This window comes from Corynebacterium provencense (assembly GCA_900049755.1).
GTDB classification, from domain to species: domain Bacteria; phylum Actinomycetota; class Actinomycetes; order Mycobacteriales; family Mycobacteriaceae; genus Corynebacterium; species Corynebacterium neomassiliense.
The window spans coordinates 579,591-604,239 of the sequence record LT160592.1 but is presented as its reverse complement, the minus strand read 5'-3'; the positions used below and the strand labels follow the sequence as shown (position 1 = coordinate 604,239).

The 24,649-nt window shown below is 68.3% G+C and carries 25 protein-coding genes; 11 read left to right on the top strand and 14 right to left on the bottom strand.

The features are described from left to right. The first annotated feature begins 97 nt into the window (after positions 1-97). Entirely contained in the window at positions 98-1,291 is a 1,194-nt protein-coding gene (locus BN3906_RS02685; protein ID WP_078057055.1) for an amidohydrolase, read from the top strand. A 10-nt stretch (positions 1,292-1,301) separates the two neighbouring features. Here the strand turns inward: BN3906_RS02685 and BN3906_RS02680 are convergent, their stop codons facing one another. The 7 genes from BN3906_RS02680 to BN3906_RS02650 form a co-directional block, all read right to left on the bottom strand. Continuing rightward, on the bottom strand, positions 1,302-1,940 hold the full coding sequence (locus BN3906_RS02680; RefSeq protein WP_066583746.1) for a DUF1707 SHOCT-like domain-containing protein: 639 nt from the start codon (positions 1,938-1,940) through the stop codon (positions 1,302-1,304). 10 nt (positions 1,941-1,950) lie between these two features. After that, the gene (gene glpK, locus BN3906_RS02675) at positions 1,951-3,597 is read right to left on the bottom strand and encodes a glycerol kinase GlpK (protein WP_066583743.1); all 1,647 of its coding nucleotides are present in this window, start codon (positions 3,595-3,597) and stop codon (positions 1,951-1,953) included. A gap of 39 nt (positions 3,598-3,636) precedes the next feature. Then, positions 3,637-5,454 carry an acetyl/propionyl/methylcrotonyl-CoA carboxylase subunit alpha gene (locus BN3906_RS02670; protein ID WP_066583741.1) on the bottom strand — a complete coding sequence of 606 codons (1,818 nt, stop codon included), beginning with the start codon at positions 5,452-5,454 and terminating at the stop codon, positions 3,637-3,639. 119 nt (positions 5,455-5,573) lie between these two features. Next, positions 5,574-6,401, bottom strand: coding sequence for a sulfurtransferase (locus tag BN3906_RS02665; RefSeq protein ID WP_066583739.1), 828 nt, complete (start codon positions 6,399-6,401; stop codon positions 5,574-5,576). A 115-nt stretch (positions 6,402-6,516) separates the two neighbouring features. Next, the gene (locus tag BN3906_RS02660) at positions 6,517-7,212 is read right to left on the bottom strand and encodes a Maf family protein (RefSeq protein ID WP_066585912.1); all 696 of its coding nucleotides are present in this window, start codon (positions 7,210-7,212) and stop codon (positions 6,517-6,519) included. Between the two features lie 43 nt (positions 7,213-7,255). Beyond that, positions 7,256-7,507 (bottom strand): hypothetical protein, encoded by a 252-nt coding sequence (locus BN3906_RS02655; RefSeq protein ID WP_066583737.1) that lies wholly within the window; start codon positions 7,505-7,507, stop codon positions 7,256-7,258. Positions 7,508-7,597: 90 nt separating this feature from the next. Further along, positions 7,598-9,184, bottom strand: a complete 1,587-nt coding sequence (locus BN3906_RS02650) for an acyl-CoA carboxylase subunit beta (protein ID WP_066583735.1) — start codon at positions 9,182-9,184, stop codon at positions 7,598-7,600. A gap of 72 nt (positions 9,185-9,256) precedes the next feature. On the opposite strand from BN3906_RS02650, the gene BN3906_RS02645 reads away from it, so the two are divergent. The 5 genes from BN3906_RS02645 to BN3906_RS02625 are packed head-to-tail and all read left to right on the top strand — an operon-like array spanning position 9,257 to position 13,527. Further along, entirely contained in the window at positions 9,257-10,129 is an 873-nt protein-coding gene (locus BN3906_RS02645; protein WP_066583726.1) for a biotin--[acetyl-CoA-carboxylase] ligase, read from the top strand. 7 nt (positions 10,130-10,136) lie between these two features. Continuing rightward, positions 10,137-10,700 (top strand): hypothetical protein, encoded by a 564-nt coding sequence (locus BN3906_RS02640; RefSeq protein ID WP_066583722.1) that lies wholly within the window; start codon positions 10,137-10,139, stop codon positions 10,698-10,700. Further along, positions 10,697-11,962 carry a 5-(carboxyamino)imidazole ribonucleotide synthase gene (locus BN3906_RS02635; protein ID WP_066583720.1) on the top strand — a complete coding sequence of 422 codons (1,266 nt, stop codon included), beginning with the start codon at positions 10,697-10,699 and terminating at the stop codon, positions 11,960-11,962. The genes BN3906_RS02640 and BN3906_RS02635 overlap by 4 nt, the downstream gene beginning before the upstream one ends. Next, positions 11,959-12,492 carry a 5-(carboxyamino)imidazole ribonucleotide mutase gene (gene purE / locus BN3906_RS02630; protein ID WP_066583718.1) on the top strand — a complete coding sequence of 178 codons (534 nt, stop codon included), beginning with the start codon at positions 11,959-11,961 and terminating at the stop codon, positions 12,490-12,492. Before BN3906_RS02635 ends, purE begins: the two co-directional genes overlap by 4 nt. A 9-nt stretch (positions 12,493-12,501) precedes the next feature. Further along, positions 12,502-13,527 (top strand): YdcF family protein, encoded by a 1,026-nt coding sequence (locus BN3906_RS02625; protein WP_066583715.1) that lies wholly within the window; start codon positions 12,502-12,504, stop codon positions 13,525-13,527. 49 nt (positions 13,528-13,576) lie between these two features. Here the strand turns inward: BN3906_RS02625 and BN3906_RS02620 are convergent, their stop codons facing one another. From BN3906_RS02620 to BN3906_RS02600, 5 genes are all read right to left on the bottom strand, one after another. Next, complete coding sequence (locus tag BN3906_RS02620) at positions 13,577-13,831, bottom strand: hypothetical protein (protein WP_227871196.1); 255 nt, start codon at positions 13,829-13,831, stop codon at positions 13,577-13,579. Continuing rightward, the gene (locus BN3906_RS02615) at positions 13,831-14,673 is read right to left on the bottom strand and encodes a carbohydrate ABC transporter permease (RefSeq protein ID WP_066583713.1); all 843 of its coding nucleotides are present in this window, start codon (positions 14,671-14,673) and stop codon (positions 13,831-13,833) included. Before BN3906_RS02615 ends, BN3906_RS02620 begins: the two co-directional genes overlap by 1 nt. Beyond that, positions 14,670-15,692 (bottom strand): carbohydrate ABC transporter permease, encoded by a 1,023-nt coding sequence (locus BN3906_RS02610; protein WP_066583711.1) that lies wholly within the window; start codon positions 15,690-15,692, stop codon positions 14,670-14,672. Before BN3906_RS02610 ends, BN3906_RS02615 begins: the two co-directional genes overlap by 4 nt. A gap of 119 nt (positions 15,693-15,811) precedes the next feature. Next, the gene (locus BN3906_RS02605) at positions 15,812-17,080 is read right to left on the bottom strand and encodes an ABC transporter substrate-binding protein (RefSeq protein WP_078057054.1); all 1,269 of its coding nucleotides are present in this window, start codon (positions 17,078-17,080) and stop codon (positions 15,812-15,814) included. 162 nt (positions 17,081-17,242) lie between these two features. Beyond that, entirely contained in the window at positions 17,243-18,415 is a 1,173-nt protein-coding gene (locus BN3906_RS02600) for an ABC transporter ATP-binding protein (protein WP_078057053.1), read from the bottom strand. A 61-nt stretch (positions 18,416-18,476) separates the two neighbouring features. On the opposite strand from BN3906_RS02600, the gene BN3906_RS02595 reads away from it, so the two are divergent. The 4 genes from BN3906_RS02595 (at position 18,477) to BN3906_RS02580 (ending at position 22,465) form a co-directional block, all read left to right on the top strand. After that, complete coding sequence (locus tag BN3906_RS02595; RefSeq protein ID WP_237559637.1) at positions 18,477-19,778, top strand: sensor histidine kinase; 1,302 nt, start codon at positions 18,477-18,479, stop codon at positions 19,776-19,778. Next, positions 19,775-20,512 (top strand): response regulator, encoded by a 738-nt coding sequence (locus BN3906_RS02590; RefSeq protein WP_066583709.1) that lies wholly within the window; start codon positions 19,775-19,777, stop codon positions 20,510-20,512. The genes BN3906_RS02595 and BN3906_RS02590 overlap by 4 nt, the downstream gene beginning before the upstream one ends. A 153-nt stretch (positions 20,513-20,665) precedes the next feature. Beyond that, positions 20,666-21,655: an ABC transporter ATP-binding protein gene (locus BN3906_RS02585; RefSeq protein ID WP_066585903.1), complete on the top strand. Its 990-nt coding sequence runs from the start codon at positions 20,666-20,668 to the stop codon at positions 21,653-21,655. 3 nt (positions 21,656-21,658) lie between these two features. Beyond that, positions 21,659-22,465, top strand: a complete 807-nt coding sequence (locus BN3906_RS02580; RefSeq protein WP_227871198.1) for an ABC-2 transporter permease family protein — start codon at positions 21,659-21,661, stop codon at positions 22,463-22,465. A 247-nt stretch (positions 22,466-22,712) separates the two neighbouring features. Here the strand turns inward: BN3906_RS02580 and BN3906_RS14645 are convergent, their stop codons facing one another. Then, the gene (locus tag BN3906_RS14645) at positions 22,713-22,874 is read right to left on the bottom strand and encodes a hypothetical protein (protein ID WP_154669485.1); all 162 of its coding nucleotides are present in this window, start codon (positions 22,872-22,874) and stop codon (positions 22,713-22,715) included. Positions 22,875-23,209: 335 nt separating this feature from the next. Here BN3906_RS14645 and BN3906_RS02575 point away from each other — a divergent pair, with 335 nt between their 5' ends. Next, positions 23,210-23,902 (top strand): hypothetical protein, encoded by a 693-nt coding sequence (locus BN3906_RS02575; RefSeq protein WP_066583706.1) that lies wholly within the window; start codon positions 23,210-23,212, stop codon positions 23,900-23,902. Here BN3906_RS02575 and BN3906_RS02570 read toward each other — a convergent pair. Continuing rightward, positions 23,886-24,596, bottom strand: coding sequence for a TIGR03089 family protein (locus tag BN3906_RS02570; protein ID WP_066583701.1), 711 nt, complete (start codon positions 24,594-24,596; stop codon positions 23,886-23,888). The two genes, BN3906_RS02575 and BN3906_RS02570, sit on opposite strands and share 17 nt — an antisense overlap. Between the last annotated feature and the right edge of the window lie 53 nt (positions 24,597-24,649).

The window sequence follows — 24,649 nt, the reverse complement described above, 5'->3', positions numbered from 1 at the left end:
CGGGCGGTCGGACGACTAAGGTGGAGAGGTCACTGTGCGGCGTCGCGACCCGCACCGTCATCGAGCGTGCATCTAGCGTGGAGGAGTCCTGCGATCCGTGAGTAGCACCGGCGCCGTTGAATCGGCCGTCACCACCTGGTTGGTCGACCACCACGACGAGATCATCGGCTGGCGCCGCCATCTCCACGCACATCCGGAACTGTCACACGACGAGGTCCGGACCACCGCATTCATCGCCGATGAACTACGGGTGGCGGGCCTGGAACCGGTCCTGCTGCCGGGCACGGGGCTGACCGTGGACATCGGTGGGGACGCCTCCGGCCCGGCGGTGGCGTTCCGCGCGGACATCGACGCCCTGCCGGTCACCGAGGAGACGGGTCTGGAGTTCTCCTCCCTCAACCCGGGTGTCATGCACGCCTGCGGCCACGACATCCACACCACGGTGGTGCTCGCCCTGGCCTGCGCCCTGGCGGAGTACGACCGCGACCACGGACTCGACCAGCGTGTCAGATGCATCTTCCAGCCCGCCGAGGAGGTTCTCGACGGGGGTGCCACCGACGTTATCCGGGCGGGCGCGTTGGACGGCGTCAGCCACATCTTCGCCGTCCACGCGGAACCGAAGCTCCGCGCCGGCCAGATCGGGGTGAGGGTCGGCGCCATCACCTCTGCCACCGATGTCGTGGAGATCGTCGTGAAAGGCCAGGGGGGTCACACCGCCCGCCCCCACCTCACCTCGGACGTCATCTACGCCGCCGGGCTGCTGATCACCGGGCTTCCCGGGCTCCTGTCGCGCCGGGTGGACCCCCGTACCGGTACGGTGCTGACCTTCGGCGCGGTCAACGGAGGGTCGGCATTCAACGCGATGCCGCAGGAGGTCACCCTGCTCGGTACCCTGCGGACCGGGAGTCCGCTGGTCTGGCGTCAGCTCGGCACACTGTTCCCCCTGCTGGTCGACCAGCTGCTGGCACCCACCGGCGCCACCGCGGAGATCCGCCACACCAAGGGCGTTCCGCCGGTGACCAACGACGACGCCTGCACCGCCCTGATGGCACAGGCGGTCAAGGACGTTGACCCGCATGCACTGCAGGAGGCACCGCAGTCGTCCGGGGGTGAGGACTTCAGCTGGTATCTCGAGCACGTCCCCGGTGCCATGGCACGCCTGGGTGCGTGGAACGGTCAGGGGGAGAAGGCCGACCTGCACCAGGCGGACATCATCTTCGACGAAGCGTGCATCCCTGTGGGGGTCCGCCTGTTCGCCGGGGTTCTCGAACAGTTCCGCAGACTGGACTGACGTGTCCGGGTCAACGTCCTTTCCGTGACCGGCCCTGCCCGCCGCCCGGTTTCCTGCCGACCCTGCCTATCGCCCTGTGCGCCAGGTCCATCGCATCTGTGGTGATCTCCGCCTGGATGAGGCGTCGGCGGGCCTTCTTCTCCTCGAGTTCGAGCTGGTGCGCCTGGCGCAACCTGCGCACCCTGGCCCGTTCCAGCGCCCCGGGGGAGGGCACGTACCAGGAGTCGGGACCAGGTTTGACCACGTAGAGCAGGACTGCGACGGCGGCGATCACGGCGACGGGGACGACTGCGGCCGTACCGCCGATGATGACCGCGGCAGCCACCCCGGCCACAGTGGTCAGCATCATGATTCCCGCCCGGGGGTTGGCTCCGCGCCGGTGCTGTTCGGCGATTTCGGTGGCGGAGTACACCGCGACCCCGTCCCCCACCGGGCCGGCCTGAGCCGCCGGCAGTGCAGGCAGGTCCGTGAACTGGGCGTCGATCTCTGCGCGGGTCAGGGCTCCGGCGACGGCCCGGCACCGTTCGTCGTACTCTGTGACGCTGAGACGGCCGTCCGAGAAATGGACGCCGAGGACCCCTATCGCACGGTCGCGGTCGGCGTCCCCCACACGGACACGGTTGTCCCGGGCGTCGTAGGGATCATTCATGGGACCGAGTCTAGTCGGACTGCACCCGGTCGGTCCGTGCCTCCCCGCCCTGTTCCCGGGCCCACCCGACGGCCTGCTCCACCGCCCGGTTCCACAGGGCATAGGCGTCGTCCCTGTCCTTTCGGGACGCGGTGGGAAGGTAGGTCGACTCCTCCTGCCACAGTGACCTGATCTCGGCGGTGTCGCTGAAGTAGCCCACGGCCAGGCCGGCAGCGTAGGCGGCGCCCAGGGCTGTCGTCTCCGTGACACGGGGGACGGTCACCGGCACCCCCAGCTGGTCGGCCTGGAACTGCATGAGCAGGGAGTTGCCCACCATGCCGCCGTCGGCACGCAGACCGGTGAGGGGTACCCCGGAGTCCGCGTTCATCGCCTCGACGACCTCCCGGGTCTGGAAGGCGGTGGCCTCCAGTGACGCCCGTGCGATGTGCGCCTTCGTCACGTACCGGGTCAGGCCCATGATGACACCCCTGGCGTCCGGTACCCACCGTGGGGCGAGAAGCCCGGAGAAGGCGGGGACGACCACACACCCGCCGTTGTCGCTGACGGTGCGGGCCAGCGGTTCCACCTGGTCGGCGGAGCTGAAGAACCCCAGATTGTCACGGAGCCACTGCACCAGGGCTCCGGTCACCGCCACCGACCCCTCCAACGCGTACACGGCGGGGGCGTCGCCGAGCTGGTAGGCGACCGTGGTGATGAGGCCGTTCCCGGAAGTTCTCGGCTCGGTACCTGTGTTGAGCAGCAGGAAGTTTCCCGTGCCGTAGGTGCACTTCGCTTCCCCGGGTTCGGTGCAGGCCTGCCCGAAGGTTGCCGCCTGCTGGTCGCCGAGGATGCCTGCCACGGGGACGCCGTGGACCGGGCCGGAGCGTCGGACGGTGCCGACGACCTCGGAGGAGCTGACGATCTCGGGGAGCAGTGACTCGGGTACACCCAGAAGACCGCACAGTTCCGGGTCCCACCGGCGGGTCCTGATGTCCATCAGCATGGTGCGGGAGGCGTTGGTCACGTCGGTGACGTGGCGGGCGGCATCGCCGTGGCCTCCCAGTCTTCCCCGCCCCGCCCGGCCTGAGCGGGGCGGGCGGGTGAGTTCCCAGATGAGCCAGGAGTCCATCGTCCCGGCGGCGAGCTCACCGCGTTCCGCCCGTTCCCGCACACCGGGCACATTGTCCAGGATCCACCGGATCTTGGGTCCGGCGAAGTAGGTGGACACCGGGAGTCCGGTACGCCGGCGGATCAGTTCCCCGGAGCTCTCCTCGAGCTGTGAGCAGAAGTCGGTCGTGCGGGTGTCCTGCCAGACGATGGCGTTGTACACGGGCTCACCGGTCTGACGGTCCCAGATGACCGTGGTCTCACGCTGGTTCGTGATACCCAAAGCGGCGATGTTCTCGGTACCGATGTCCGCCCGGGCGACGGCGTCGGCGATGGCGCGTCTGGCGTTGAGCCGGATCTCCTCCGGGTCGTGTTCGACCTGTCCCGGGCCGGGGAAGATCTGCCGGTGCTCGAGCTGACTGACGGAGACCACCTGCCCCCGTGGGTCGAAGACCATCGCCCGGGTGGAGGTCGTGCCCTGGTCGAGGGAGAGGATGAACCCCTTGTCACGACGGCTGTCGTACTTCGCGCCGGCATCCGTGCGGCGGAAGCGGGAGAACAGATCGGACATTTCCGGGGCCTCTCGTCAGTGCGGTCGGGGTGGGTACCGTCAGAGCAGCTGGAGCATCAGCTGCGACTTCTTCACTCCGTCGCCGGCACTGACCGACAGGCCGGAGACGGTCCCGTTCTTGTGCGCCCGCACAGCGTTCTCCATCTTCATCGCCTCAAGCAGCAGGACCGGTTCACCTTCGGTGACTTCCTGGCCTTCTTCGACGAGGACGCTGACCACGGTGCCCTGCATGGGGGCGAGGACGTCGTCGCCGGAGGCGGACGCCGCGGAACCTCCTGCGGACCGTCGGGCAGGACGCCGTACCGGAGCACCGGTGGCGAACAGGTCCCCGGGGACACTGACCTCGACCCGTCGGCCGTCGACCTCGACGGGGATGGTCCTGCGGGAGGGGACGTCCCCGTCGGCGGCAGGAGACTCGTCGGGTTCGACCGTGTTCCGCCACTCCTCCTCGATCCACCGGGTGTACACGTCGAAGTGGTCGACGGTGAGGGGGTCGGCAGCGGCGTCTGCGGCTGAATCCCCGGCGAGCTCCGGGGCGAATGCGGGGTCCCGGACGACCGCCCGGTGGAACGGAAGGACCGTGGGGATACCTTCGACGGTGTACTCGTCGAGGGCCCGGGCGGCCCGGCGCAGGGCGTGGGCACGGTCCTCGCCGGTGACGATGAGCTTGGCGAGCATGGAGTCGAACTGGTCACCGATGACGGATCCCTGCTCCACCCCCGAGTCCACCCTGACTCCGGGGCCGGCGGGCTCCCGGTAGGTGGTGAGGGTACCGGGGGAGGGCATGAAACCGGAGGCGGCGTCCTCACCGTTGATGCGGAACTCGAAGGCGTGCCCGCGGATCTCCGGGTCGGTTGTCCGCGACAGTTCCCGGCCCTCGGCGATACGGAACTGTTCCCGGACGAGGTCCCATCCGGTCACCTGTTCGGTGACAGGGTGTTCGACCTGCAGGCGGGTGTTGACCTCGAGGAACGAGATGAGCCCGTCGTCTCCGACAAGGTATTCCACGGTGCCGACACCCGTGTAGTCGGCGGCACGCATCACGGCCCTGGAGGCTTCCCGCAGCCTGGCGTCCTGCTCCGGGGTGAGGAAGGGTGCGGGTGCCTCCTCGATGAGCTTCTGGAAGCGGCGCTGGAGGGTGCAGTCACGGGTGGAGGCGACGACGACGTTACCGTGGGTGTCGGCGACGACCTGGCACTCCACATGCCGTGCCCGGTCGAGGTACCGTTCGACGAAGCACTCCCCGCGCCCGAAAGCTTTCTCCGCCTCCCTCGTCGCGGACTCGAACAGGGCCGGAATCTCCTCCAGGGTGCGCGCCACTTTCATGCCGCGCCCCCCGCCGCCGAAGGACGCCTTCACCGCGACCGGCAGACCGTACTCTGTGGCGAAGTCGATGATCTCCTGCGCGTCGGTGACAGGCTCCGGGGTTCCGGGCGCCATCGGGGCCGAGACCTGTTCGGCGTACCGACGGGCGGTGACCTTGTCTCCCAGTTCACCGATGGTGCGCGGTGAGGGGCCGATCCAGGTCAGGCCCGCGTCGATGACGGCGCGGGCGAAATCGGCGTTCTCGGACAGGAATCCGTAGCCGGGGTGGACGGCGTCCGCACCGGAGCGTACTGCGGCGTCGACGATCTTCACGATGTCGAGGTAGGACTCGGCGGAGGTCTGGCCGCCGAGTGCGAAAGCCTCGTCGGCGAGCCGGACGAACGGGGCGTCCGCGTCCGGCACGGCGTACACGGCAACAGAGGAGATACCCTCGTCGCGGGCGGCGCGTATCACGCGCACCGCGATCTCGCCACGGTTGGCGACCAGAACCTTCCTGATCTTCCGCGGGTCATTCCGGTGTTCTGCCGGCACGTGCTCTCCTCTTCTCCTGCTGACGACGTCTGGTGACAACCGCCTGACGTTACAACGGGAACCACCGCCGCTGCCAGCCCGGCTGTTACAACCGGGTCAGCTGACGTCAGCGACTGCTGTCAGACGGCCTCGACCGGCATTCTGACCATGTTGCCCCACTCGGCCCAGGAACCGTCGTAGCAGCGGACATCCTTCCTGCCGAGCAGGTGGTGGAGGACGAACCACAGGTGCGCGGCCCGCTCGCCGGTCCCGCAGTAGGTCACCACCGGATCGTCGGGGGAGAGGAAGGAGAAGGCAGCCTCGAGGTCCTGTCTGCTGCGGAACCGGCCGTTGGGGTGGACCATCGTCGACGGGTCGGTGTTGACCGCCCCGGGGATGTGACCGGCGGCGAAGTCCGCCGGGTCGCGGAGGTCGACCAGCTGCATGTTGCGCCGGTCGTTCCGGTCGGCGAGCACTTCGTTGACGAAGATCCGGTGGGTGCTGTCGTCGCGTTCGATGACGGGGTAGCCACGGGTCGGCCCGGGCGGGACATCGTAGGAGGTTTCGCGTTCCTCCTGCATCCAGGCCTCCCGTCCACCGTCGAGGAGGCGCACGTCGGGGTGGCCGAAAAGGTCGAACACCCAGAAGGCGTAGGACGCCCACAGGTTGGACTCGTCGCCGTAGATGACGACGGTGTCGTCCCGGGTGATGCCCTTGTCGTCCATGAGCCGGGCGAACGCGGCACCGTCGAGGAAGTCCCGGCACACCGGGGCGCCGAGGTCGTTGTGCAGGTCAATGCGGATGGCGGTCGGGAGATGTCCGATGTTGTAGAGGATGCTGTCGGAGTCCGACTCGACGACCTTGAGCCCCGCTCCGCCAAGTTTGGCGCCCAGCCAGGAGCTCGTCACGAGACGCTCGGGGTGGGCGTACTGCTGCAGCGCGGGGCTGGGGTCACTCTCGATTCCCATGGGTACGGGTACCGCCTTTCATGTCTGCTGATCAGTCTAACTGCGGGGGTCCCCCCACGTGACCTGTGGGGCTGCAGATCACACTGACAGGGCCCGGGACGGTGGTGCGGCCGGGTCACCGCGTCCAGAAATCGGACACGGACAGACCGAACTCCTCCAGTGCACGACGCAGGACCGGCAACGACAGTCCTATGACCCCGGACGGGTCCCCGTCGACGCGGTCGATGAACCACCCGCCGAGAGCCTCCAGGGTGAAGGCGCCGGCGCATTCCAGGGGTTCACCGGTGGCGGCGTAGGCTTCGATGTCCCTGTCGGAGACCCGGGCGAAATGCACCTGCGTCGAGGACGCCACGGAGATCCGTCGGCCCCGGTGCACGACCGCGTGTCCGGTGACGAGAGTGGCGGTGCGTCCCCGCTGGGCCTTCCACCGCTCGACGGTGCGTTCCACGGTGTGGGGTTTGCCCTGCAGTCGGCCGTCGAGCAGGAGCATGGAGTCTCCGGCGACGATCACGGCGTCGCTCAGGAGGTCAGGCCCGGGGTCACCGGTGAGGACGCCGGCGGTGGTGTCCCGGCCTCCGTCCGCTGCAAGGCGTCCGGCCACCGCATCTGCCTTGACCTCGGCGAGGTGGACGACGGTCTGTTCGGGTGTGGGTGCGACGCCCCGGTCGGCGAGGCGGTCGGTGAGTTCGGCGACGGCGGCGTCCTCGTCGACGTCGGGGACGACCACCAGTGGTTCGGTTCCGGCGGCACGCAGCACGGACAGCCTCGAGGGGGAGGAGGACGCCAGTACCAGGACCGGGCGGTCGGGCAGTGTGCCGGTGTTGTCGGGCACGGCGGGTTCAGGCACGGCGGGTTCAGGCACGGAACCCGGCCGGGGAGAAGGTACCGGAGTTTCGTCGTCCGACCCCGGGAACACCCCAGGCCCCACGCGGATCGCGGCGCAGTGCCTCGCGCGGGTCCTCGTAGCGTCCGGTGGACGACGACAGTTCACCGGCCAGCGAGGTCAGGGCGAGGGAGACGGCCCGGGCGACACGGTCCTGTTCATCAGGGTCTGCCCCCGGCAGGCCGCGGAGCACGGTCACCGGGACGGGCGGATTGTCGGTCATGTGGAGTTCTCTTTTCGGCTCTGGGGCTTCTGTTCCGTGACTTCTGGCCCGGGATTTCGGACCTGGGATTTCGGACCTGGGACGAATCCTCTACAGAGGAAGATTGCCGTGCTTACGGTCCGGGGCGGGGACGACCTTGCGTTCCAGCAGTGCCAGCCCGTCGATGAGCCGGCGGCGGGTCTCGGACGGGGCGATGACCGCGTCGACCAGCCCACGGGCCGCGGCAGCGTAGGGGGTGAGAAGCGTGTCCTCGATCTCCTCGGTGAGCTGGCGTCGCAGCGCCTCGACGTCCCTGCGCTTCCGGGCAGCCTTGGCGAGGGTGTCGTCGTGGACGACGGTGACGGTGTTCGCGGCGTCCGCGTGGGAGATCCGGGCGGTGGGCCAGGCCAGGACCAGGTCAGCGCCGAGTCCCTTGGATCCCATGGCCACGTACGCGGAGCCGAAGGCTTTCCGGACCACCACGGTGAGCACTCCGACGGATGCTTCGGCGACCGCGGCGAACAGTGGCGCGGAACGTCGCAGCAGTCCGGACCGCTCCTCGTTCACGCCGGGGAGGAAACCGGGGGAGTCGACGACGAACACCAGTGGAATGTTGAATGCGTCACACATCCTGATGAAGCGGGCGGCCTTCGCCGCGGAGGCGGCGTCCAGGGCACCTGCCAGTACCGCCGGCTGGTCGGCGACGATCCCGACCCCCCGGCCGTCGATGCGGGCGAAGGCGGTGAGGACGTTCCCGGCATGGTCGGCGGACAGTTCCAGCAGGCTGCCCGGGTCCACGGTCCCCGCGAGGACGTCGAGAATGTCGTAGCCGGCGAGCGGGGAGTCGGGGATGACCGTGTCGAGGGCCGCGGTGTCCGGGTCGGAGGGCTCGACGGCGGGAACCAGTGCACGGTTGTTGGAGGGCAGCTGTGCCAGCACATCGTGCACCAGGTCCAGGGCGGCGGTGTCGTCGGCCGCGGTGAGGTGGGAGGTCCCGTTCCCGGCGAGAACCGTCACCCCTCCCAGCTCGTCGGCGTCGACCTCCTCCCCGATGACACTGCGGGTGATGTCCGGGTCGGTGAGGTAGAGGTGGGCGCCCTCCACCGCGATGACGATGTCCGCCAGCACCGGTTGGTGGGCCTCCGTCCCCGCGGTGGGTCCGGCGATGACGGAGATCTGCGGCACAACGCCGGAGATCCTCGACCGCAGCCGGTACAGTTTCGCCGACATGCCCAGGGACGCCACCCCCTCCTTCACCCTGGCGCCGGAGGAGTCGTGGATCCCGATGAGCGGCACACCGGCACGTTCGGCGAGCTCCATGACCTTGATGAGCTTCTCCCCGTGGGTTTCACCGACGGTACCGTCGAAGACGGTGGCGTCCTGGGAGAACACGCACACCTGACGGCCGTCCACGGTGCCGTAACCGGTCACCACACCGTCCGTGACAGGGCGTTCGCGGTCGAGGTTGAAGCTGTTCGACCGGTGCCGGGCGAGAGCGTCGATCTCCACGAAAGAACCGGGGTCGAGCAGGGTGGTGACCCTTTCACGGGCGGTGAGCCGACCGGCGTCGTGGACGGCGGTGACGGCGTCCTCTCCGGAAGGTGCGAGCGTCTCGGTGAGACGGTTGCGCAGATCCTGCAGCTTGCCGACTGTGGTCGACATGTCGGTTGAGGTATCGGCAGGGGTGGGAGCAGTCATGGGGGACAGTCTAAGAGAAGTTGCCGCGGCGTCGTTACTCTGTCCTGTCCGTCACCGTTATCCTCGACAGTCATGAGCACCCAGACACACGGTATTCCCGCCCGGCCTGACCGGGGCCCCGTCGACGCCGGCCGGATCAGTGACCTGCTGTCTGCGGCGGGCGTGCGTGACGTGACGGTGCGGCACGTGGTGTCGACGGGGTCGACGAATTCCGACCTGGCGGCCGAGGCCGCCCGGGGGTCGGCGGCAGACCGTACGGTGCTGCTCGCGGAAGTGCAGGAGACCGGACACGGGAGGATGGGCAGGCCGTGGTCCGCGCCCGCCGGCTCACAGCTGATCTGCTCCGTTCTGCTCGCCCCGGAGTCCGTCGACCCCGAGCGGCTCGGTGAGCTGCCGCTGTTCATCGGCGTGGCCTGTGCGGAAGCGGTGCGCGAACTCGGCGTCCCCGCTGTCCTGAAATGGCCCAACGACCTGCAGGTCATCCATTCCGGTCGGCCGCTCAAACTGGCCGGCATCCTCGTCGAGGCGGCCGGTTTCACCCCGCCGGCGATCGTGCCGGGCATCGGGCTGAACCTGTCGGTCACCAGGGAGGAGTTCGACCGGGCCGGACTGGCCGCGGCAACCTCCCTGACGCTGGAGGGGGTCGGGATACCCGACGTCGCGGAGAGAGAAAGGGTCACCGCGGTCCTGCTGCGCCACCTCTTCGCCGTGGACGGGGCGTGGCGGGAGAACGGGGACGCCGCGGCGCAGGTCCGGGCCCGCTACCGTGAACTGTCCTCGACCCTCGGAACCCTGGTGAGGGCGGAACTTCCCGGAGGCGGGGAAGTCACGGGCACGGCCGTGGACCTGGGGCCGCACGGGGAGCTGGTCATCGGGACCACCGACGGTGGACGCCGTACCGTGACCGCCGGTGATGTGGTGCACCTGCGACCCGGGGAGGAGTGAGCGGGCGATGTCCAAGATCCGCTTCGCGCCGGAGGAGGTGATTCTCGCCGACCTCAGCCCCAGTCGGCGCAGTGTCGTTTTCCCGGTGCTGGAGCTCGTCCTCGTCACCGGGGTCGTATGGATGCTCGTCGGCCTGCTGGACGCGCACCTGGCGGGGGCGGCGGTCACTGCCGTGGGGTACTACCCCGGAAATCCGGCCCTCGTGCCCGGCCTGCCAGGGGTGTCCTCCACCGCGCTGCCGGCCCTGTGGTGCCGGCGGATACTCCTGGTCCTGTGGGTCTGGGTGGCCTGGCGCCGGAGTCTGCGCAGACTCGTGCACCGTCAACGCTGCCGGATCATCCTCACCGACCTGCGCCTGGTCACCGCGTCGGGGGACTGGCGTTCCCGGATCGGGGAGGTGCCGCTCGACTCCGTCGTCGACGCCCGTCGCCGGGGACAGGCGGTGGAGGTGCTGACCAGGTTCGACAGGCGGCCGCTGAGACTGGTCGACGTGCCCTACGCCGCGGAGTTCGTGGCAATGCTCAGGGCACAGGCTGCGCGCCGGAACCGGCCGGTATACTTGCGGGAGTGAGTGACGAACCTGATCTGCACCTGTCCCGGCCGGAAGCCCACGCACCCGGTATGCCCCTGGTCACCGTCATCGGGGACGGTCAGCTGGCACGGATGATGCAGCAGTCCGGTATCGGCCTGGGGTTGACGGTACGGCTGCTGGCCGGCAGCGGGGGATCGTCGGCTGCCCAGGCGACCGGGGATGTCTGGCTCGGCGACTACACCGACGAGAATGTCGTCCGGGCGGTGAGTGACGGGGCGGACGCCGTGACCTTTGACCATGAGCACGTCCCGAACCGTTTCCTCGAGGATCTCATCGCCGCCGGGGTCAACGTCCAGCCCCGGCCGTCCGCTTTGATCAATGCGCAGGACAAGCTGGTGATGAGGCGACGTCTGCGGGAACTGGGCGCCCCGGTTCCTCCGTTCGCCGAGATCCTGTCCGTCGCCGACGGGGAGGGGTTCTGGGACGCCACCGACGGAGCGGTGTGCCTGAAGACCAGGCGTGGCGGTTATGACGGCAAGGGCGTCTGGTTCCCCGCCACGAGGCGGGAGACGGCGTCCCTCGTCGCTGAACTGCTGGACCGGGGTGTTCCGCTGATGGCGGAGAAGAAGGTCAGACTGGTCAGGGAACTGTCGGCGATGGTGGCGCGCACACCCTCCGGGCAGACGGAGTCGTGGCCGGTCGTCGAGTCCGTGCAGAGGGACGGGGTCTGCAGTCTGGCCGTGGCTCCGGCGCCGGTGGCGACCGACGGCCAGGCGCGTGTCGTGGCGCAGGCGCACACACTCGCCCGTGACATTGCCGCGGAACTGGGGGTCACGGGCGTGCTCGCCGTCGAGCTGTTCGAGACCCTCGATGAGGCGGGGGAGCCGGAGATCATCGTCAACGAACTGGCGATGCGTCCGCACAACACGGGCCACTGGACCCAGGACGGTTGCGTGACCAGTCAGTTCGAGCAGCACCTGCGGGCAGTCCTCGACCGCCCGCTCGGGTCCACGGCCATGACCTCCACCACCACCGTGATGGCGAACATCCTCGGTGACCCTGACGGTGACCCGGAGATGCCGACTGCCCGGAGGATGGACGAGGTGTGGCGGCGTTATCCCACGGCGAAGATCCACCTCTACGGAAAACAGTGGCGTCCCGGACGCAAGATCGGCCACGTGAACATTTCGCTGCCCACCGGGACAGCTGCGACACCGGTGAACGTGGAGAACCTGCGCAGGGACGCCGAGCTCGCGGCAGGGTTCCTCGTCACCGCCACCTGGAAGGACAGGGGAGAATGACCGGTACAACCGACAGAGGGCCCGCTTTCGACGGTCCCGCGGCAGGGATCATCATGGGGTCCGACTCCGACTGGCCCACCGTGGAGCCGGCAGCCCGGGTCCTCGCAGATTTCGGCGTCCCGCACGAGGTCGGCGTGGTGTCCGCACACCGCACCCCGGAAAGGATGCTGGACTACGCCCGCGGGGCCCACACCCGGGGCCTGAAGGTGATCATCGCCTGCGCCGGGGGTGCCGCCCACCTGCCGGGCATGGTCGCGGCCGCGACCCCGCTGCCGGTGATCGGCATACCCCGTGCGCTGGGCAACCTTGACGGTCTCGACTCACTGCTGTCGATCGTGCAGATGCCCGGCGGGGTGCCCACAGCGACCGTCTCCATCGACGGTGCGAAGAACGCGGGGCTGCTCGCGGTGCGGATCCTCGCCACCGCACACCCGGAACTCATGGAGCAGATGGTCGACTACCAGTCGACGATGCGTGACGAGGTGCTGGCAAAGGACCTGAAGCTCAGGCAGAAACTGATGGGCGGTTAGTCCACCCCGATGACACCGTTGCTCCTGGTCAGTCTGCTGCTGGTCCTGCTCTTCCTCGTCACCGCGTGGAGTGTGAAATCCCGGTCCAGGTGGGGAGGTAACGGAATCCTGGTCTGGGCACTGGGCCTGCTGGCGTGGGTGTGGCTGCTCATCGCCGCGACAGGGGCCGGCTTCCCGGGCACCATGTGGTGCGCATTCGCTGTGGCCCATGCCGCCGTCGGTGCGGCCGGCTGGATCGTCGCCCGGTGGATGGGGGACACCCTGCCCGGAAGTGACGGCCGGGGCTGGTACCACCTGGCCACCGTCATCGCCGCAGCGGAACTGCTGAGCCTCGGGGCGGGTGCGCTGGTGCTGGTGGCTGTGCCGGTGGGCAGCCTCGGGGAAGGCGGAGACGACGGCAGGATCGCACTGGTCGTCATGGGTGCCGTCGGTCTGCTCCTGTGGGCCGGTGCCGTCTGGTCCATGCTGCACTACCTGAGGGATGTCGCACGCGGCCGGCGGCGTGCCGCCCCTGGACGGGCGGACGCCGTGATCGTGCTCGGGGCGGGACTGGTCGACGACAAGGTCAGTGACCTGCTTGCCTGCCGGTGTGACCGGGGTGCGCAGGCCTGGTACACGGTGACCGCCAGGCGCCCCGCACGGAGTACACCGTTGATCGTCTCCGGCGGCAGGGGAGAGGACGAACCCTGCACCGAGGCTGAGGCGATGCACCACTACCTCGCCTCCCGTGGATTCCCCCGGGCAGCGGTCATCGAGGAGGGGGACGCCACGGACACCACCGAGAACCTTCACTTCAGTCTCGACCTGCTGGAGGAGCGGGGCGTCCACGATCCGTCGGTGGTGGTGTGCACCTCGGACTTCCACGTCCTCAGGACGGAAAGGATCGTGGAGATGCTCGGACGGGAACGGGGTGACAACGGCCTGCCGTTCTCCGCGGTGGTGCTGGGTGCCCCGACTCCGAGGGCCGCGATCCCGGCGTCCTACCTGCGCGAGTACGTCGCACTGATGCTGCACCGGATTGTCGGACGGGCCTGACCCGGCCCCTGATCCCGGGGTCCTGACCCGGGGCGGGGCGGAAGGGCTCTCAGTCCCGGTAACGGTTCCACTGACGCCAGGCACCCCAGGTCAGCAGGAGAAAGACGAGGAGGACCAGGGAGGGCCACACCGCGGCGTCCCCGGTCAGGTTCCACACCGCCTGGATGAGGGCGAGGACGTCGAACACGGCGAGGAACCCCAGCACGGACTCCCACACCGTGCGTCGTCGCCGGTACTCCGAGGCGGGCAGGTGCCTCGGGCCCGGGTCTGCAGAACCCCCGTCCCCGGCTCGGTTCCCGGACACTACTTCAGGCCGCCGGCGGTGAGGCCGGCGACGATCCGACGCTGGAAGACCAGGACCATGATCACCAGCGGGACGGTGACCAGGGCACCTGCGGCCATCACCGCCGCGTAGGGGTACTCGTAGGCGTTGGCGCCGGAGAAGCGGGCGATGGCCACCGTCACCGGCTCGGTCGATGTCGAGGACAGCTGCTTGGCCAGCATGAACTCGTTCCAGGTGTTGATGAAGGCCAGGATGGCGGTGGTGAACATCGCCGGTGCGGCCAGCGGGAGGATCACCTTCCGGAAGGCCAGACCTCGGGACGCACCGTCGACCCGGGCGGCCTCCTCCAGCTTCCACGGAAGTTCGCGGAAGAAGGAGGTCAGTGTGTACACGGTCAGGGGCAGGACGAAGGAGATGTTCGGGATGATCAGCGCCTGGTAGGAACCGATCCACCCCAGGTCGGTGAACAGCTGGAACAGGGGGGTGACCAGTGCGATACCGGGGAACATCGACGCAGCGAGGATGATGCCGGTGACGAACCCTTTGCCACGGAAGTCGACCCGGGCCAGCGCGTAGGCGGTGAACACGCCCACCGCCAGTGCGATGGCGGTGGTTCCCGCGCCGATGAGGAGGGAGTTGCCGATGGCGCGCAGGAAGTTGTTCCCCTTGTCGGTGGCCAGTGCCTCACTGAAGTTCTCGAGTGTGAGGTGGCTGGGCAGGGGAGTGGTGTCGAAGGTGTGGCTCTTGTCCCTGAATGCTGTGACCAGCATCCAGTAGAACGGTGCGAGCGCCCAGACGACGATGACGATGACGCCGAGGTATCCGCCTACGGTGCGCAGCAATGAACGGCCGTCGCGGTTCATCGGGTGATCTCCTCTCCTGTGGTGGCGGGCGTCGCGTCGGTGTCGCGGTGCCGTCGACGCTTCTTCTTCCCCTGGTCCTTCGGCATGTTCTGCGTGCCTGCGACATCAGCGCCGAGGAACTTCACCATGATGAATGCGACCGCGAAGATGAGCAGGAATATGAGTGTGGAGATCGCGGAGGCGGAATTGAAGTTGCCGCCCTGCATGTCAGAAATGACGAGCTGGCTGAGCACGGCGGTGGGGGAGTTCGCCGAGGAACTGATCATGATGACCGGCAGGTCGTACATGCGCAGTGCGTCGAGCGTGCGGAACAGGATGGCGACCATGAGCGCCGGCCGGATCAGCGGAAGGGTGATCCGCGTGAACTGGGCCCAGCGGGATGCACCGTCGACCCGCGCCGCCTCGTAGACCCCCTGTGGCACCATCTGCAGACCGGCGAGGATGAGCAGTGCCATGAACGGTGCGGTCTTCCACACGTCCGCGATGATGACCGCGAACCTCGCAGCCCAGGGGTCGGTCGTCCAGGCGATGTCCAGTCCGGTCAGCGAGTTCACGATGCCTTCCGGGGCGAAGATGAACTGCCAGAGTTTGGCGGTGACCGCGGTGGGGATGGCCCAGGGGATGAGCACTGCGGCGCGCAGCAGGCCACGGCCCAGGAAGCTGCGGTTCATCACCGTCGCCATCCACAGGCCCAGCACCGTCTCGAGGGCGACGGTGACGACCACGAAGAACAGGGTGATCTTCAGCGCGGGCCAGAAGTCCACGGCCAGGTTACCGGGGGCGCAGGTGGACACGGTCCCGTTGGGTGACATGCACCGTTGGGTCAGCCAGTACAGGTAGTGGTCGAATCCGGCGAAGCCGCCCTCGACGAACATTCCGGTGGACTTGTCCAGGTGTTTGTCTGCCTGGAAGGACAGCCAGACCGCGCGGAGCACCGGGTATCCGATGACGACGGCCAGCAGGGCGATGCTGGGTCCGACAAGCCAGACGGCCCGGAGGTCGCGTTTCTTGGTTCTCACGGGAGGACACCTTACAAAAGCGGGACGGGGTGGAGGACGTGTGCGGGGTACGCGGAGCACGTGTGGGCTCCGGGGTGGAACGGAAAGGGCCCCGCACCGGTGGCGGGGCCTTTCAGGAACTAGCCGGTGACGTTGCGGATCGCGGCATCCATGTCCGTCGTCGCCTTGTCGACGTCAGCGGTCCCGTTGACGGCGGCGTAGGCGTTGTCCTGGACAGCCTTGGACAGGGCATCGTAGCTGGGGGAGACAGGACGCGGTTTCGCGTTCTCCAGGGACTCCTTGAGCACCGGGAGGTACGGGAAGTCCGCGATGAGGGACTGGTCGTCGTAGATCGAGGCGAGAACGGGCGGGAAGGACGCCTCGGCGAAGGACTTCTGGTTCTCCGGGTCAACGATGAACTTCATGAAGTCCAGGGCGGTCGCCTTGTTCTTCGAATTGACGTTGATGCCGTTGTTGTACCCGCCGAGGGTCGACACACCCGTACCGTCCTTGCCGACCAGCGGCTGGACCTCCACCTTCCCGCGGGTGGCGTCCGCCTCCTGGGCGTTGGTCCACATGTACGGCCAGTTGATCGCCATCGCTGTGGAACCTTCGGTGAAGGCCAGGTTGGTCTCCTCCTCGGTCGCCGCGGTCGAACCCGGGGCGATGGTGCGGTCCTTGTATGCGTCGACGAGGGCCTGCAGGCCCTCACGGGAGGCGTCCGAGGTGACGGTCGGCTGTCCGTCGTCACCGAGGATGCCGCCACCCCATCCGTCCATGAAGTTCCCCGTGGCGATGGTGATGCCCTCGTACTGCTTGAGCTGGGTGGTCAGGCAGTCCTTGTTCTTCTCGAGCACGGCCCGGCAGGCGGCGACGACGTCATCCCACTTCTGGGGGGCTTCCGGCACGAGCTCGGTGTTCCGGTAGAGCAGCTGACCGTTGGTGTTCTGGGGCAGGGCGTAGAGGGTGTCGTTGTAGGTCGCGGACTGCACCGGGGCGTCGAGGATGCCGTCGGTGGAGACCTCCAGGTCCCCGGTCAGCGGCGCAAGCCACCCGTTGGCGGCGAACTGGGCGGTCCAGACCACGTCGAGGGCCATCACGTCGTAGTCCGAGGAGCCTGCCTGGAGGGACTGGACCAGGGTCTCACGCTGGGCGTCCGCTTCGCCCGCAAGTTCCTTCAGTGTGACCTGCTCGTCCGGGTGGGCGGCATTCCACTTGTCGATGACGGGGCGGAGCTTTCCGGTGTCGTTCTTGCCCATCGCGAAACTGATCGGTCCGCGGGAGGTGTTCGACGCCGTGTCTCCGCCGGAGCTGTCGTCGTCGGAGGAACAGGCGACCAGGCCGGCGGTGAGACCGGTGGCAGCGAGAATGGCGAGCAGCTTCGTCGGAAGCTGAGGAAGGTGAGCCATGGGCCTGACCTTTCAGTTGGGGTCCTCAGTGAAACGTCCCCGTCGGCGGTGTGCCGTCGGGTGCTCCGGACGAGTCTAGTATCTCCGGTGCCTCTGCGGGGGCATCCGTGGGACACGCTCACCGTGCCGCGCTTCCGTTTCAGGGGTGGGGAGGGGGGCCGGTCACTCCCCGTCGCCGTCACCACGGACGGTGGATGCGCCGTCAGTACCGGCTGTACCGGCTGTACCGGCTGTACCGACCGTGCTGACGCCGGCGCGTACCCTCTCGCCCGCAGAGTCGAAGAAGTACACCCGGGCATTGTCCGCCAGACCGAAGACCACGGTGTCCCCGATCGGGGGCAGGGCACCGGGTGAATCAGCTGTCCGTGCCGTCACCGGCCCGTACGCGGTGTCCGCGTACACGTTGGCGTCCGCCCCGAGCTCCTCGACGAGGGTGACGGTGCCGGTCAGACCGGCGCTGCCGGCGCCGTGGTGGCCGGGACCTCCGGTGTCGACGACCGTGAGATGCTCCGGACGCACCCCCACCTGAACAGCCCCGGCAGGCAGATCGACGCCCAGTTCCGGCAGAGAGGCACGTACCGACGGCAGGGTCCCGCCGACAGTCAGCAGGTTCATCGACGGGGAACCGATGAATCCCGCCACGAAGGCGTTGACCGGGTCGCGGTAGAGGTTCTGGGGGGTGTCCACCTGCTGGAGTTCACCGTCACGCAGCACGGCCACCCGGTGCCCCATCGTCATCGCCTCGACCTGGTCGTGGGTGACGTACACCGTGGTGACGCCGAGATTCTGCTGCAGTTTGACGATCTGGGCGCGGGTCTGGACCCGCAGCTTCGCATCCAGGTTCGACAACGGCTCATCCATGAGGAACACCTGGGGTTCACGGACGATGGCCCTGCCCATGGCCACCCGCTGACGCTGACCTCCCGACAGATCCTTCGGCTTGCGGTCCAGGTACTCCGTGAGGTCGAGGATACGGGCCGCGTCCTCGACCCGTCGGGCGATCTCCTCCTTCGGACGCTTCTTGATGGAGAGGGCGAAGCCCATGTTGTCCCGCACGGACATGTGCGGGTACAGGGCGTAGTCCTGGAACACCATCGCGATGTCCCGGTCCCCGGGTTCCTCACCGGTGACGTCTCTTCCGCCGATGGAGATGGTCCCGCTGCTGGTGGGCTCCAGTCCCGCCAGGGCCCGCAGGGTGGTGGACTTCCCGCACCCGGAAGGTCCGACGAGGACAAGGAACTCTCCGTCGGCGATCTCCAGGGTGAGGTCCCTGACGGTGGGGGAGTCCGCTCCGGGATACCGGATGTTCACATGATCGAAGACGACGTCAGCCATGCTGCCGGATCATACCGCAGGCTGACCCGTGAATCGGGCGGACGACGTAGAGTTACCCCTCGTGGAGGACACCGGTGGAGCAGCGGCCGTGCAGGCCCCTGCGGGCAGGTTCTGGCGGGACCGTGGATTCTGGCTGCAGTTCATCGTCCAGTCCGTGGTGTTCCTGTTCCTGGGGATGCTGGACGTCGTCAGTGCGGTCAACGCGGTCGAACCACTGGGGGAGTCCGCTACCCCCGGTCAGTCGGTCACCTCGGACGCGGGCACCGTCACCGGCGTGCTTCTGGCCGGAGGGTACGGCATCTCCTTCATCGGACTGCTGCTGCAGCGTCGGCGCCCTGAGACGGGGCTCGCCGTCGTCGCCGCGGGATCCCTGACCGCCGCGGCGGCCATGTCGCCGGTGTACATGCTGGGTGCGGGCATCGTCGGCTACGAGGCCTGGTTCATCTCCGGGTACGTCCGTCGTCACCGTCGACGGTGGCTCGCCCTGCTGTCGGTCGGCGCGGTGGCCACGGCGTTGCTCGCGGTCCTGGCGTCCGTGTTCGGCTTCGGCTGGGGCGGTACCGGGGCCGCGGTCGGCGACGTCCCTGTGCGGGAACTGACGGTCACCCTGTCGGTCCTGGTCCTGCTGGTCATCGTGTCGGTGGCACTGTGCTGGCAGCTCGGCCTGGGGGTACGCCGGCAGCATGAACGCATGGAGAACCTCGCAGCCCGGGCCGAACTGTCCGCGGTGACCGAACGCAACCGGATCGCCCGTGAGATGCATGACATCGTCGCACATTCGTTGACCGCCGTCATCGCCCAGGCCGACGGTGGCAGATATGCGGGCAGGAAGGACCCGGACAAGGCGATCGAGGCCCTGGAGACCATCGGTTCCACGGGCAGGGAGGCACTGGCCCAGATGCGTCAGCTGCTCAGCGTGCTACGCGACGACGGTCTGCGTGGGACCTCCGCCGCCCCCGGCGTCGCCGGTGTGCCTGCTCTCGTCGAAGACGCCCGGCGGTCCGGACTGGAGGTCGACCTGCAGGTGCTCGGGCGCCCCCGGGAAGTTTCCCCGACTGTGGGACTGACCGTGTACCGCACGGTGCAGGAGTCGCTGACGAACATTCTCAAACACGCCGGGCGGGTCGGGGTGACGATCGTGATCGACTGGACCGCGCCGGGCCGCCTGACCATCACCGTGGACAATTCCCCGGGCACGCCGGGGGAGTGCCTCGTCGACCCGGAGTCCGCTGCAGGGGGAGCAGGAGGACAGGGGCTGCTCGGCCTCAAGGAGCGGGCCCGGGTCCACGGGGGCTCGGCGGGGTGGGGTCCCTCGGACATCTACCCCGGCGGGTGGAGGGTGACGGTTAAGCTGTCGACATGACCGGTACCACCACTGTCGGCCTCGCCGACGACCAGCAGCTGGTCCGCGCAGGTTTCGCCATGGTGCTCGACTCGCAGGACGACATCACCGTCGCCTGGCAGGCGGTGGACGGGCGGGACGCCGTCCGTGCGGCCCGCGAGCATCCGGTGGACATCCTGCTCATGGACGTGCAGATGCCTGACATGGACGGGATCACCGCGACCAGGCTGATCGTCGACGGGCGGGTGGCAGGCCCGTCAGGTGCCCCTACCCGTGTCGTGATGCTCACCACCTTCGACAACGACGAGTACGTCATGGACTCCGTCACCGCCGGTGCCAGCGGATTCCTCCTCAAGGACGCCGATCCCGAGGACCTCATCGCCGCGGTCCGTACAGTCGGGGAATCCTCCGCAGTGATCTCGCCGAAGGCGACCGCACGTCTGCTGCGCAGGGTCAGGGAGGACAGTGCCGGAGTTCCGGCGTCCCCGTCCCGGCAGGTTGTCCGTGTCCCGGACGAGGACGACTCCCTCGGGCTCGTCGACCCCCTGACCCCCCGGGAGCGGGAGATCCTGGTGCTCATGGCCAGGGGGGCATCGAATACGGAGGTCGCTGCCCAGCTGTTCGTCTCACTGCCGACGGTGAAGACCCATGTGGGGCGGATCCTGGCGAAGACCGGTTCACGGGACAGGGTGCACGCGGTACTGTTCGCCTTCCGGCACGGGCTGGTGGACCCGGTCAACCTGCTCGACGGGTAGGCGCGGGAGAGCGGCCCAACACTCCGGCCTCAGAACCGGCCTCACACCCGGCCCAACACTCCGGCCTCATACTCCGGTATGAGCCGGGAGGGGCTGTCGGCCTCAGGAGGATCAGACCGTGGACCGATGTGCGGGTCGGCCGGGCCGACGACCATGGTAGCCATGATCACAGTCACTGAACTGCACAAGAGATACGGAAGCCACGACGCCGTGGCCGGCCTGTCCTTCACCGTCCCCGACGCCACCGTCACAGGCTTCCTCGGCCCGAACGGGGCCGGTAAGTCAACCACCATGCGCTGCATCCTCGGACTGGACCGGCCCACGTCAGGAACCGTGACCTTCGACGGCCGGGACTTTCCCTCCCTCGCGGACAAGGCGTCCACCGCAGGCGCGCTGATCGAAGCGGACTGGTTCACCCCCGCCAGGTCGGGACGGTCCCACCTCAGGGTTCTCGCCCGTGGAGCAGGGGTGCCGGACCGGAGGGTCGAGGAGTGCCTCGAGATCGTCGGACTGACATCCGCGGCGAAGAAGAAGGTCGGGGGCTACTCCCTGGGCATGAAGCAGCGGCTCGGCCTGGCGGCGGCCCTTCTCGGCGACCCGAAGCACCTCATCCTCGACGAACCGGTGAACGGTCTCGACCCGGAAGGGGTCAGCTGGATGCGCCGCACCATCCGCAGCCTGGCGGATGAGGGGCGCAGCATCCTCGTCTCCTCGCACCTGCTGTCCGAGATGCAGCTGACGGCGGACCGGCTGGTGGTCATCGGCCGGGGGCGGATGATCGGCGAGTACACGATGTCCGAATTCCTCGCCGGTGGATCCAGGGTCCTCGTCGAGACGCCGGAGCGGCACACCACCGCAGTTCTGGCGGACCGTCTCCGCGACGCCGGCTTCACCGCCGGATTCACGGTGGGGGACGCCACCTCCGTCGGGCCCTCAACCGGAGGCGTCGAACTGCTCGTCGACGTCCCCGAGGGGGGAACCGACGCCGAAGTTCGCCGGGCCGTCGCCGAAATCGCTCTGGCGGCGTCAGTGCCGGTCACCGGGCTGCGGGTCGAGTCGGCCGACCTCGAGACCCGTTTCCTCGCCGCCACCTCCGGTGCCCAGGAGTACCGGACCGAATCCGCCGTAACCGGAAGGAACTGAACCATGTCACCGACGTCAACAGCAGCAGTGCAGGGAACCTCGACGGTCTCGGGGAGGTCTGCCGTGCCACGGGTGTCTCCCCTGAACCCGCTCCGGGCGGAGATCACGAAACTGTTCAGTGTCCGCTCCTCCGCCGTGTACGCGATCCTGCTCACCGGTTCGCTCTACGGTCCTGTCACCCTTGTGGCACTGCTCAGTGAGGGCAGTCCGGACCTGGACTGGTCCACCCTGCTCACCGGACTGCCGATCTTCCAGCTCATCGCCGTGATCTTCGCAGCCTCGGGCACCGCGGGCGACATCCGTAACCACATGCACGCGCAGGCGTTCCTCACCCAGCACGGACGCTGGCAGTGGGTGATCGCGAAAGTGACGGTCACCGCCGTGTTCACCGCGGTGACGTACGCTGTCGGCACTGCGCTGGCGGTGGGGATCGGCGGCGTCCTCGGAGGGCATCTCGTGCTCGGCACCGGTGTGCACATGGTCACGGTCGGCCTGGTCACCTCCGTGCTCTTCGCCGCGATGTGTGTGGGACTGGCCTGCATCCTGCGAGGCCAGGTTGCCTCGGTGGCTGTACCTGTCGCCTGGATGCTCGTCATCGACGGCATGCTGGGGATGGCGGCCGGGTCCATCGACCTCTTCCGGCCCCTGGCGGCCGTCGCTCCTGTCCAGCGAATGAACCAGTTGATGGGTGGATCAGATCCACTGGACCTCGGCCTGAGTACCGCGGTCTGCTACCTGGTCATTGTCGGTTGGTTCGTGGTACTCACCGGCGCGGGTCTGTGGCGTGACCGCAGGACGGACGTGAGGTAGCCGGGAGCCCGTACCGGCGGAGGAACCGCATCCGTTGCCCTGGTAGGGGCACTTCCGGTCGACCGCGGAACTCTCCCGGGTGCGGTGCAGCGTCCGGAGGAGACCGCCGGGAAATCTCTGGCGGGGGTCGCACCACTTCCCGGCACCTTGCTGAGGCAGGCGGAGGCCCCGCGCCGCCGAACCTGTCGGCGTCGCGGGGCCGGGTGCGAGACAACCGGGCTCCGGCTGGTGCCCGGGGGCGTGTCGGTCAGTTACGCCCGTCGGTGGAGCCGACGGAGGTCAGACTGTCCTTGATGAACTCGGTGAGGATACCCCAGCCGTTCTCGATGGTGTCATGGGCGGTGTCGAGGAGCCACCACACGGGGTTTCCGGCATCGGAGACTGCGAGGGATCCGAGGATGTCAAACATGAGGAGAGCCTTTCAGGAGAGTGTCACCGGACACAGTGCCCGCTGACAGGGAAAAGGAATCTGGTTGTGACCACACCACAACGGAGCGGTCACGCGCACGATCCTAGCAGCGAATCGGTGACCGTCGCTCACGCCGGCTCACCCCCCCGGACCGGCGAGCCGGTCACTCCGGGCGCCGGACCGGCGAGCCGGTCACTCCTGTCTCGTATCCACATCTAGCTGTGTCTAAGCCGGCTCACCCCCCCGGACCGGCGAGCCGGTCACTCCGGGCGCCGGACCGGCGAGCCGGTCACTCCGGGCGCCGGGCCGGGGCGTCCCCGGTACGCTCGGGACACATGGACATCAGCATCGGTGGGACAGACAGAACCCTTCACCTTGCGGACATCTGGTCACCGCTGGACACTCTCCCGGAGGATCCGCCCGGTACCGTGGCCACCGGATTCCGGACACGCGGATGCACCGCTGTGGTGACGGTGGCACCGCTGGATTCCCAGATGATGCCTGTCGACCGTGACGAAGTCGTCGCGGGCATCAGGCCGTCCCTGATGGAGTTTCACGCCGGACTCGTCGAAGCGGACGCGGGGGAGACCCCGGCGGGCGACATCGTCGTGTACACCCTCGTCAAGACCCTGCCTCCCACCGGTGCCGGGGAGGACCCGGGCGAGGTCCCGGAGGAGGACGCCGGGAACTCCCGCTACGGCATGCAGTACAACCTCACGGTTCATCTGGCCGTCGACAACGGCGAGTACCTCGAACCATGGCAGATCCAGGGTTTCTTCACCGAGACGGGGGTGACAGGGATGCGTGACGCCGCGGTCATGGACCTCAGCCGTCGTGCCGGGCTGATCAGAATCGGGGACAACGGTCTTGAAGGCTGGTTCGTCGACCCCTACGATCCCACTCTCACTCCCGCGGACGGCTACCTCCTGTCCAACCTGGGCGAGGCCAGGGAGTACGACGACCGCTTCCCCGACCACCCCCTGTCCCGGGCCCGGGAGTTCCTCGACGCGGTCACGGCCCTGGACTGACCGTCGCCTTCTCCACCTGTGCCAGCTGTTCCAGCCGCTGGCGGTCGGCATCCGTGCTCAGCACAACAGAACCGCCGGTGAACAGGGGGAGCAGACGCCGGACGAGACCGTCGGCGTCCTCCCACCCCGTACTGACCAGTCGGACGCCCTGACCCGACCGGGCCGCCAGGTGCCTGAGATCGTCCCCGGTCAGCTCGTCACCGGTGACCGTCACGAGCGCCGCAACGGTGTCCCCGGTGACGGGCCCCGTGTAGCGGTCTGCCTGTACCCGCAGGTCCGGGATGAGATCTGTGACGCCGAAGGGGACGGTCCCGCCGGACTCCACCACACCACGTCCGAAAGGGTCCCCGGAGATCTGCAGGATCTCGGCGTCGAACCCGGTGGCGAAGGCGGAATCCGGGTCAGCGGTGAGGAGAGCGGCGGCATCCGACGCCGCGGGTGACGACGGGGAACACACCGCAGCCCCCGCCTGCCAGCAACCCGGCACCAGGACAGCGGGAAGCCAGTTCGTCGGACAGTCCACCACGACAACGTCTCCCGGGCCCAGCCCCAGTTCCCCGGAGAAGTAGTTGCCGGCCTTCGCCGCCCAGTTGGCGACCGTCGCCGCGGAAAGTTCCATCCTGCCCCGGGGGGTGTAGGTCGTTATCCGGGGGCAGGAGGGGTCGCTGGCGAGGAGCGGGGCCGTCAGATCCATGGGGCCAAGACTAACGTCCCGTCACCGAGTGCGCGGGGGCGGGGCCGGGCTGA

Excerpts from the sequence above, each read along its gene's own strand:
- BN3906_RS02570 (WP_066583701.1), bottom strand. The coding sequence starts at position 24,596 with ATGGATCTGACGGCCCCGCTCCTCGCCAGCGACCCCTCCTGCCCCCGG.
- purE (WP_066583718.1), top strand. The coding sequence starts at position 11,959 with ATGACCGGTACAACCGACAGAGGGCCCGCTTTCGACGGTCCCGCGGCA.
- glpK (WP_066583743.1), bottom strand. The coding sequence starts at position 3,597 with ATGTCCGATCTGTTCTCCCGCTTCCGCCGCACGGATGCCGGCGCGAAG.
- BN3906_RS02580 (WP_227871198.1), top strand. The coding sequence starts at position 21,659 with ATGTCACCGACGTCAACAGCAGCAGTGCAGGGAACCTCGACGGTCTCG.
- BN3906_RS02590 (WP_066583709.1), top strand. The coding sequence starts at position 19,775 with ATGACCGGTACCACCACTGTCGGCCTCGCCGACGACCAGCAGCTGGTC.
- BN3906_RS02625 (WP_066583715.1), top strand. The coding sequence starts at position 12,502 with ATGACACCGTTGCTCCTGGTCAGTCTGCTGCTGGTCCTGCTCTTCCTC.
- BN3906_RS02650 (WP_066583735.1), bottom strand. The coding sequence starts at position 9,184 with ATGACTGCTCCCACCCCTGCCGATACCTCAACCGACATGTCGACCACA.
- BN3906_RS02655 (WP_066583737.1), bottom strand. The coding sequence starts at position 7,507 with ATGACCGACAATCCGCCCGTCCCGGTGACCGTGCTCCGCGGCCTGCCG.
- BN3906_RS14645 (WP_154669485.1), bottom strand. The coding sequence starts at position 22,874 with ATGTTTGACATCCTCGGATCCCTCGCAGTCTCCGATGCCGGAAACCCC.
- BN3906_RS02600 (WP_078057053.1), bottom strand. The coding sequence starts at position 18,415 with ATGGCTGACGTCGTCTTCGATCATGTGAACATCCGGTATCCCGGAGCG.
- BN3906_RS02605 (WP_078057054.1), bottom strand. The coding sequence starts at position 17,080 with ATGGCTCACCTTCCTCAGCTTCCGACGAAGCTGCTCGCCATTCTCGCT.
- BN3906_RS02645 (WP_066583726.1), top strand. The coding sequence starts at position 9,257 with ATGAGCACCCAGACACACGGTATTCCCGCCCGGCCTGACCGGGGCCCC.
- BN3906_RS02575 (WP_066583706.1), top strand. The coding sequence starts at position 23,210 with ATGGACATCAGCATCGGTGGGACAGACAGAACCCTTCACCTTGCGGAC.
- BN3906_RS02640 (WP_066583722.1), top strand. The coding sequence starts at position 10,137 with ATGTCCAAGATCCGCTTCGCGCCGGAGGAGGTGATTCTCGCCGACCTC.
- BN3906_RS02680 (WP_066583746.1), bottom strand. The coding sequence starts at position 1,940 with ATGAATGATCCCTACGACGCCCGGGACAACCGTGTCCGTGTGGGGGAC.
- BN3906_RS02585 (WP_066585903.1), top strand. The coding sequence starts at position 20,666 with ATGGTAGCCATGATCACAGTCACTGAACTGCACAAGAGATACGGAAGC.
- BN3906_RS02665 (WP_066583739.1), bottom strand. The coding sequence starts at position 6,401 with ATGGGAATCGAGAGTGACCCCAGCCCCGCGCTGCAGCAGTACGCCCAC.
- BN3906_RS02615 (WP_066583713.1), bottom strand. The coding sequence starts at position 14,673 with ATGAACCGCGACGGCCGTTCATTGCTGCGCACCGTAGGCGGATACCTC.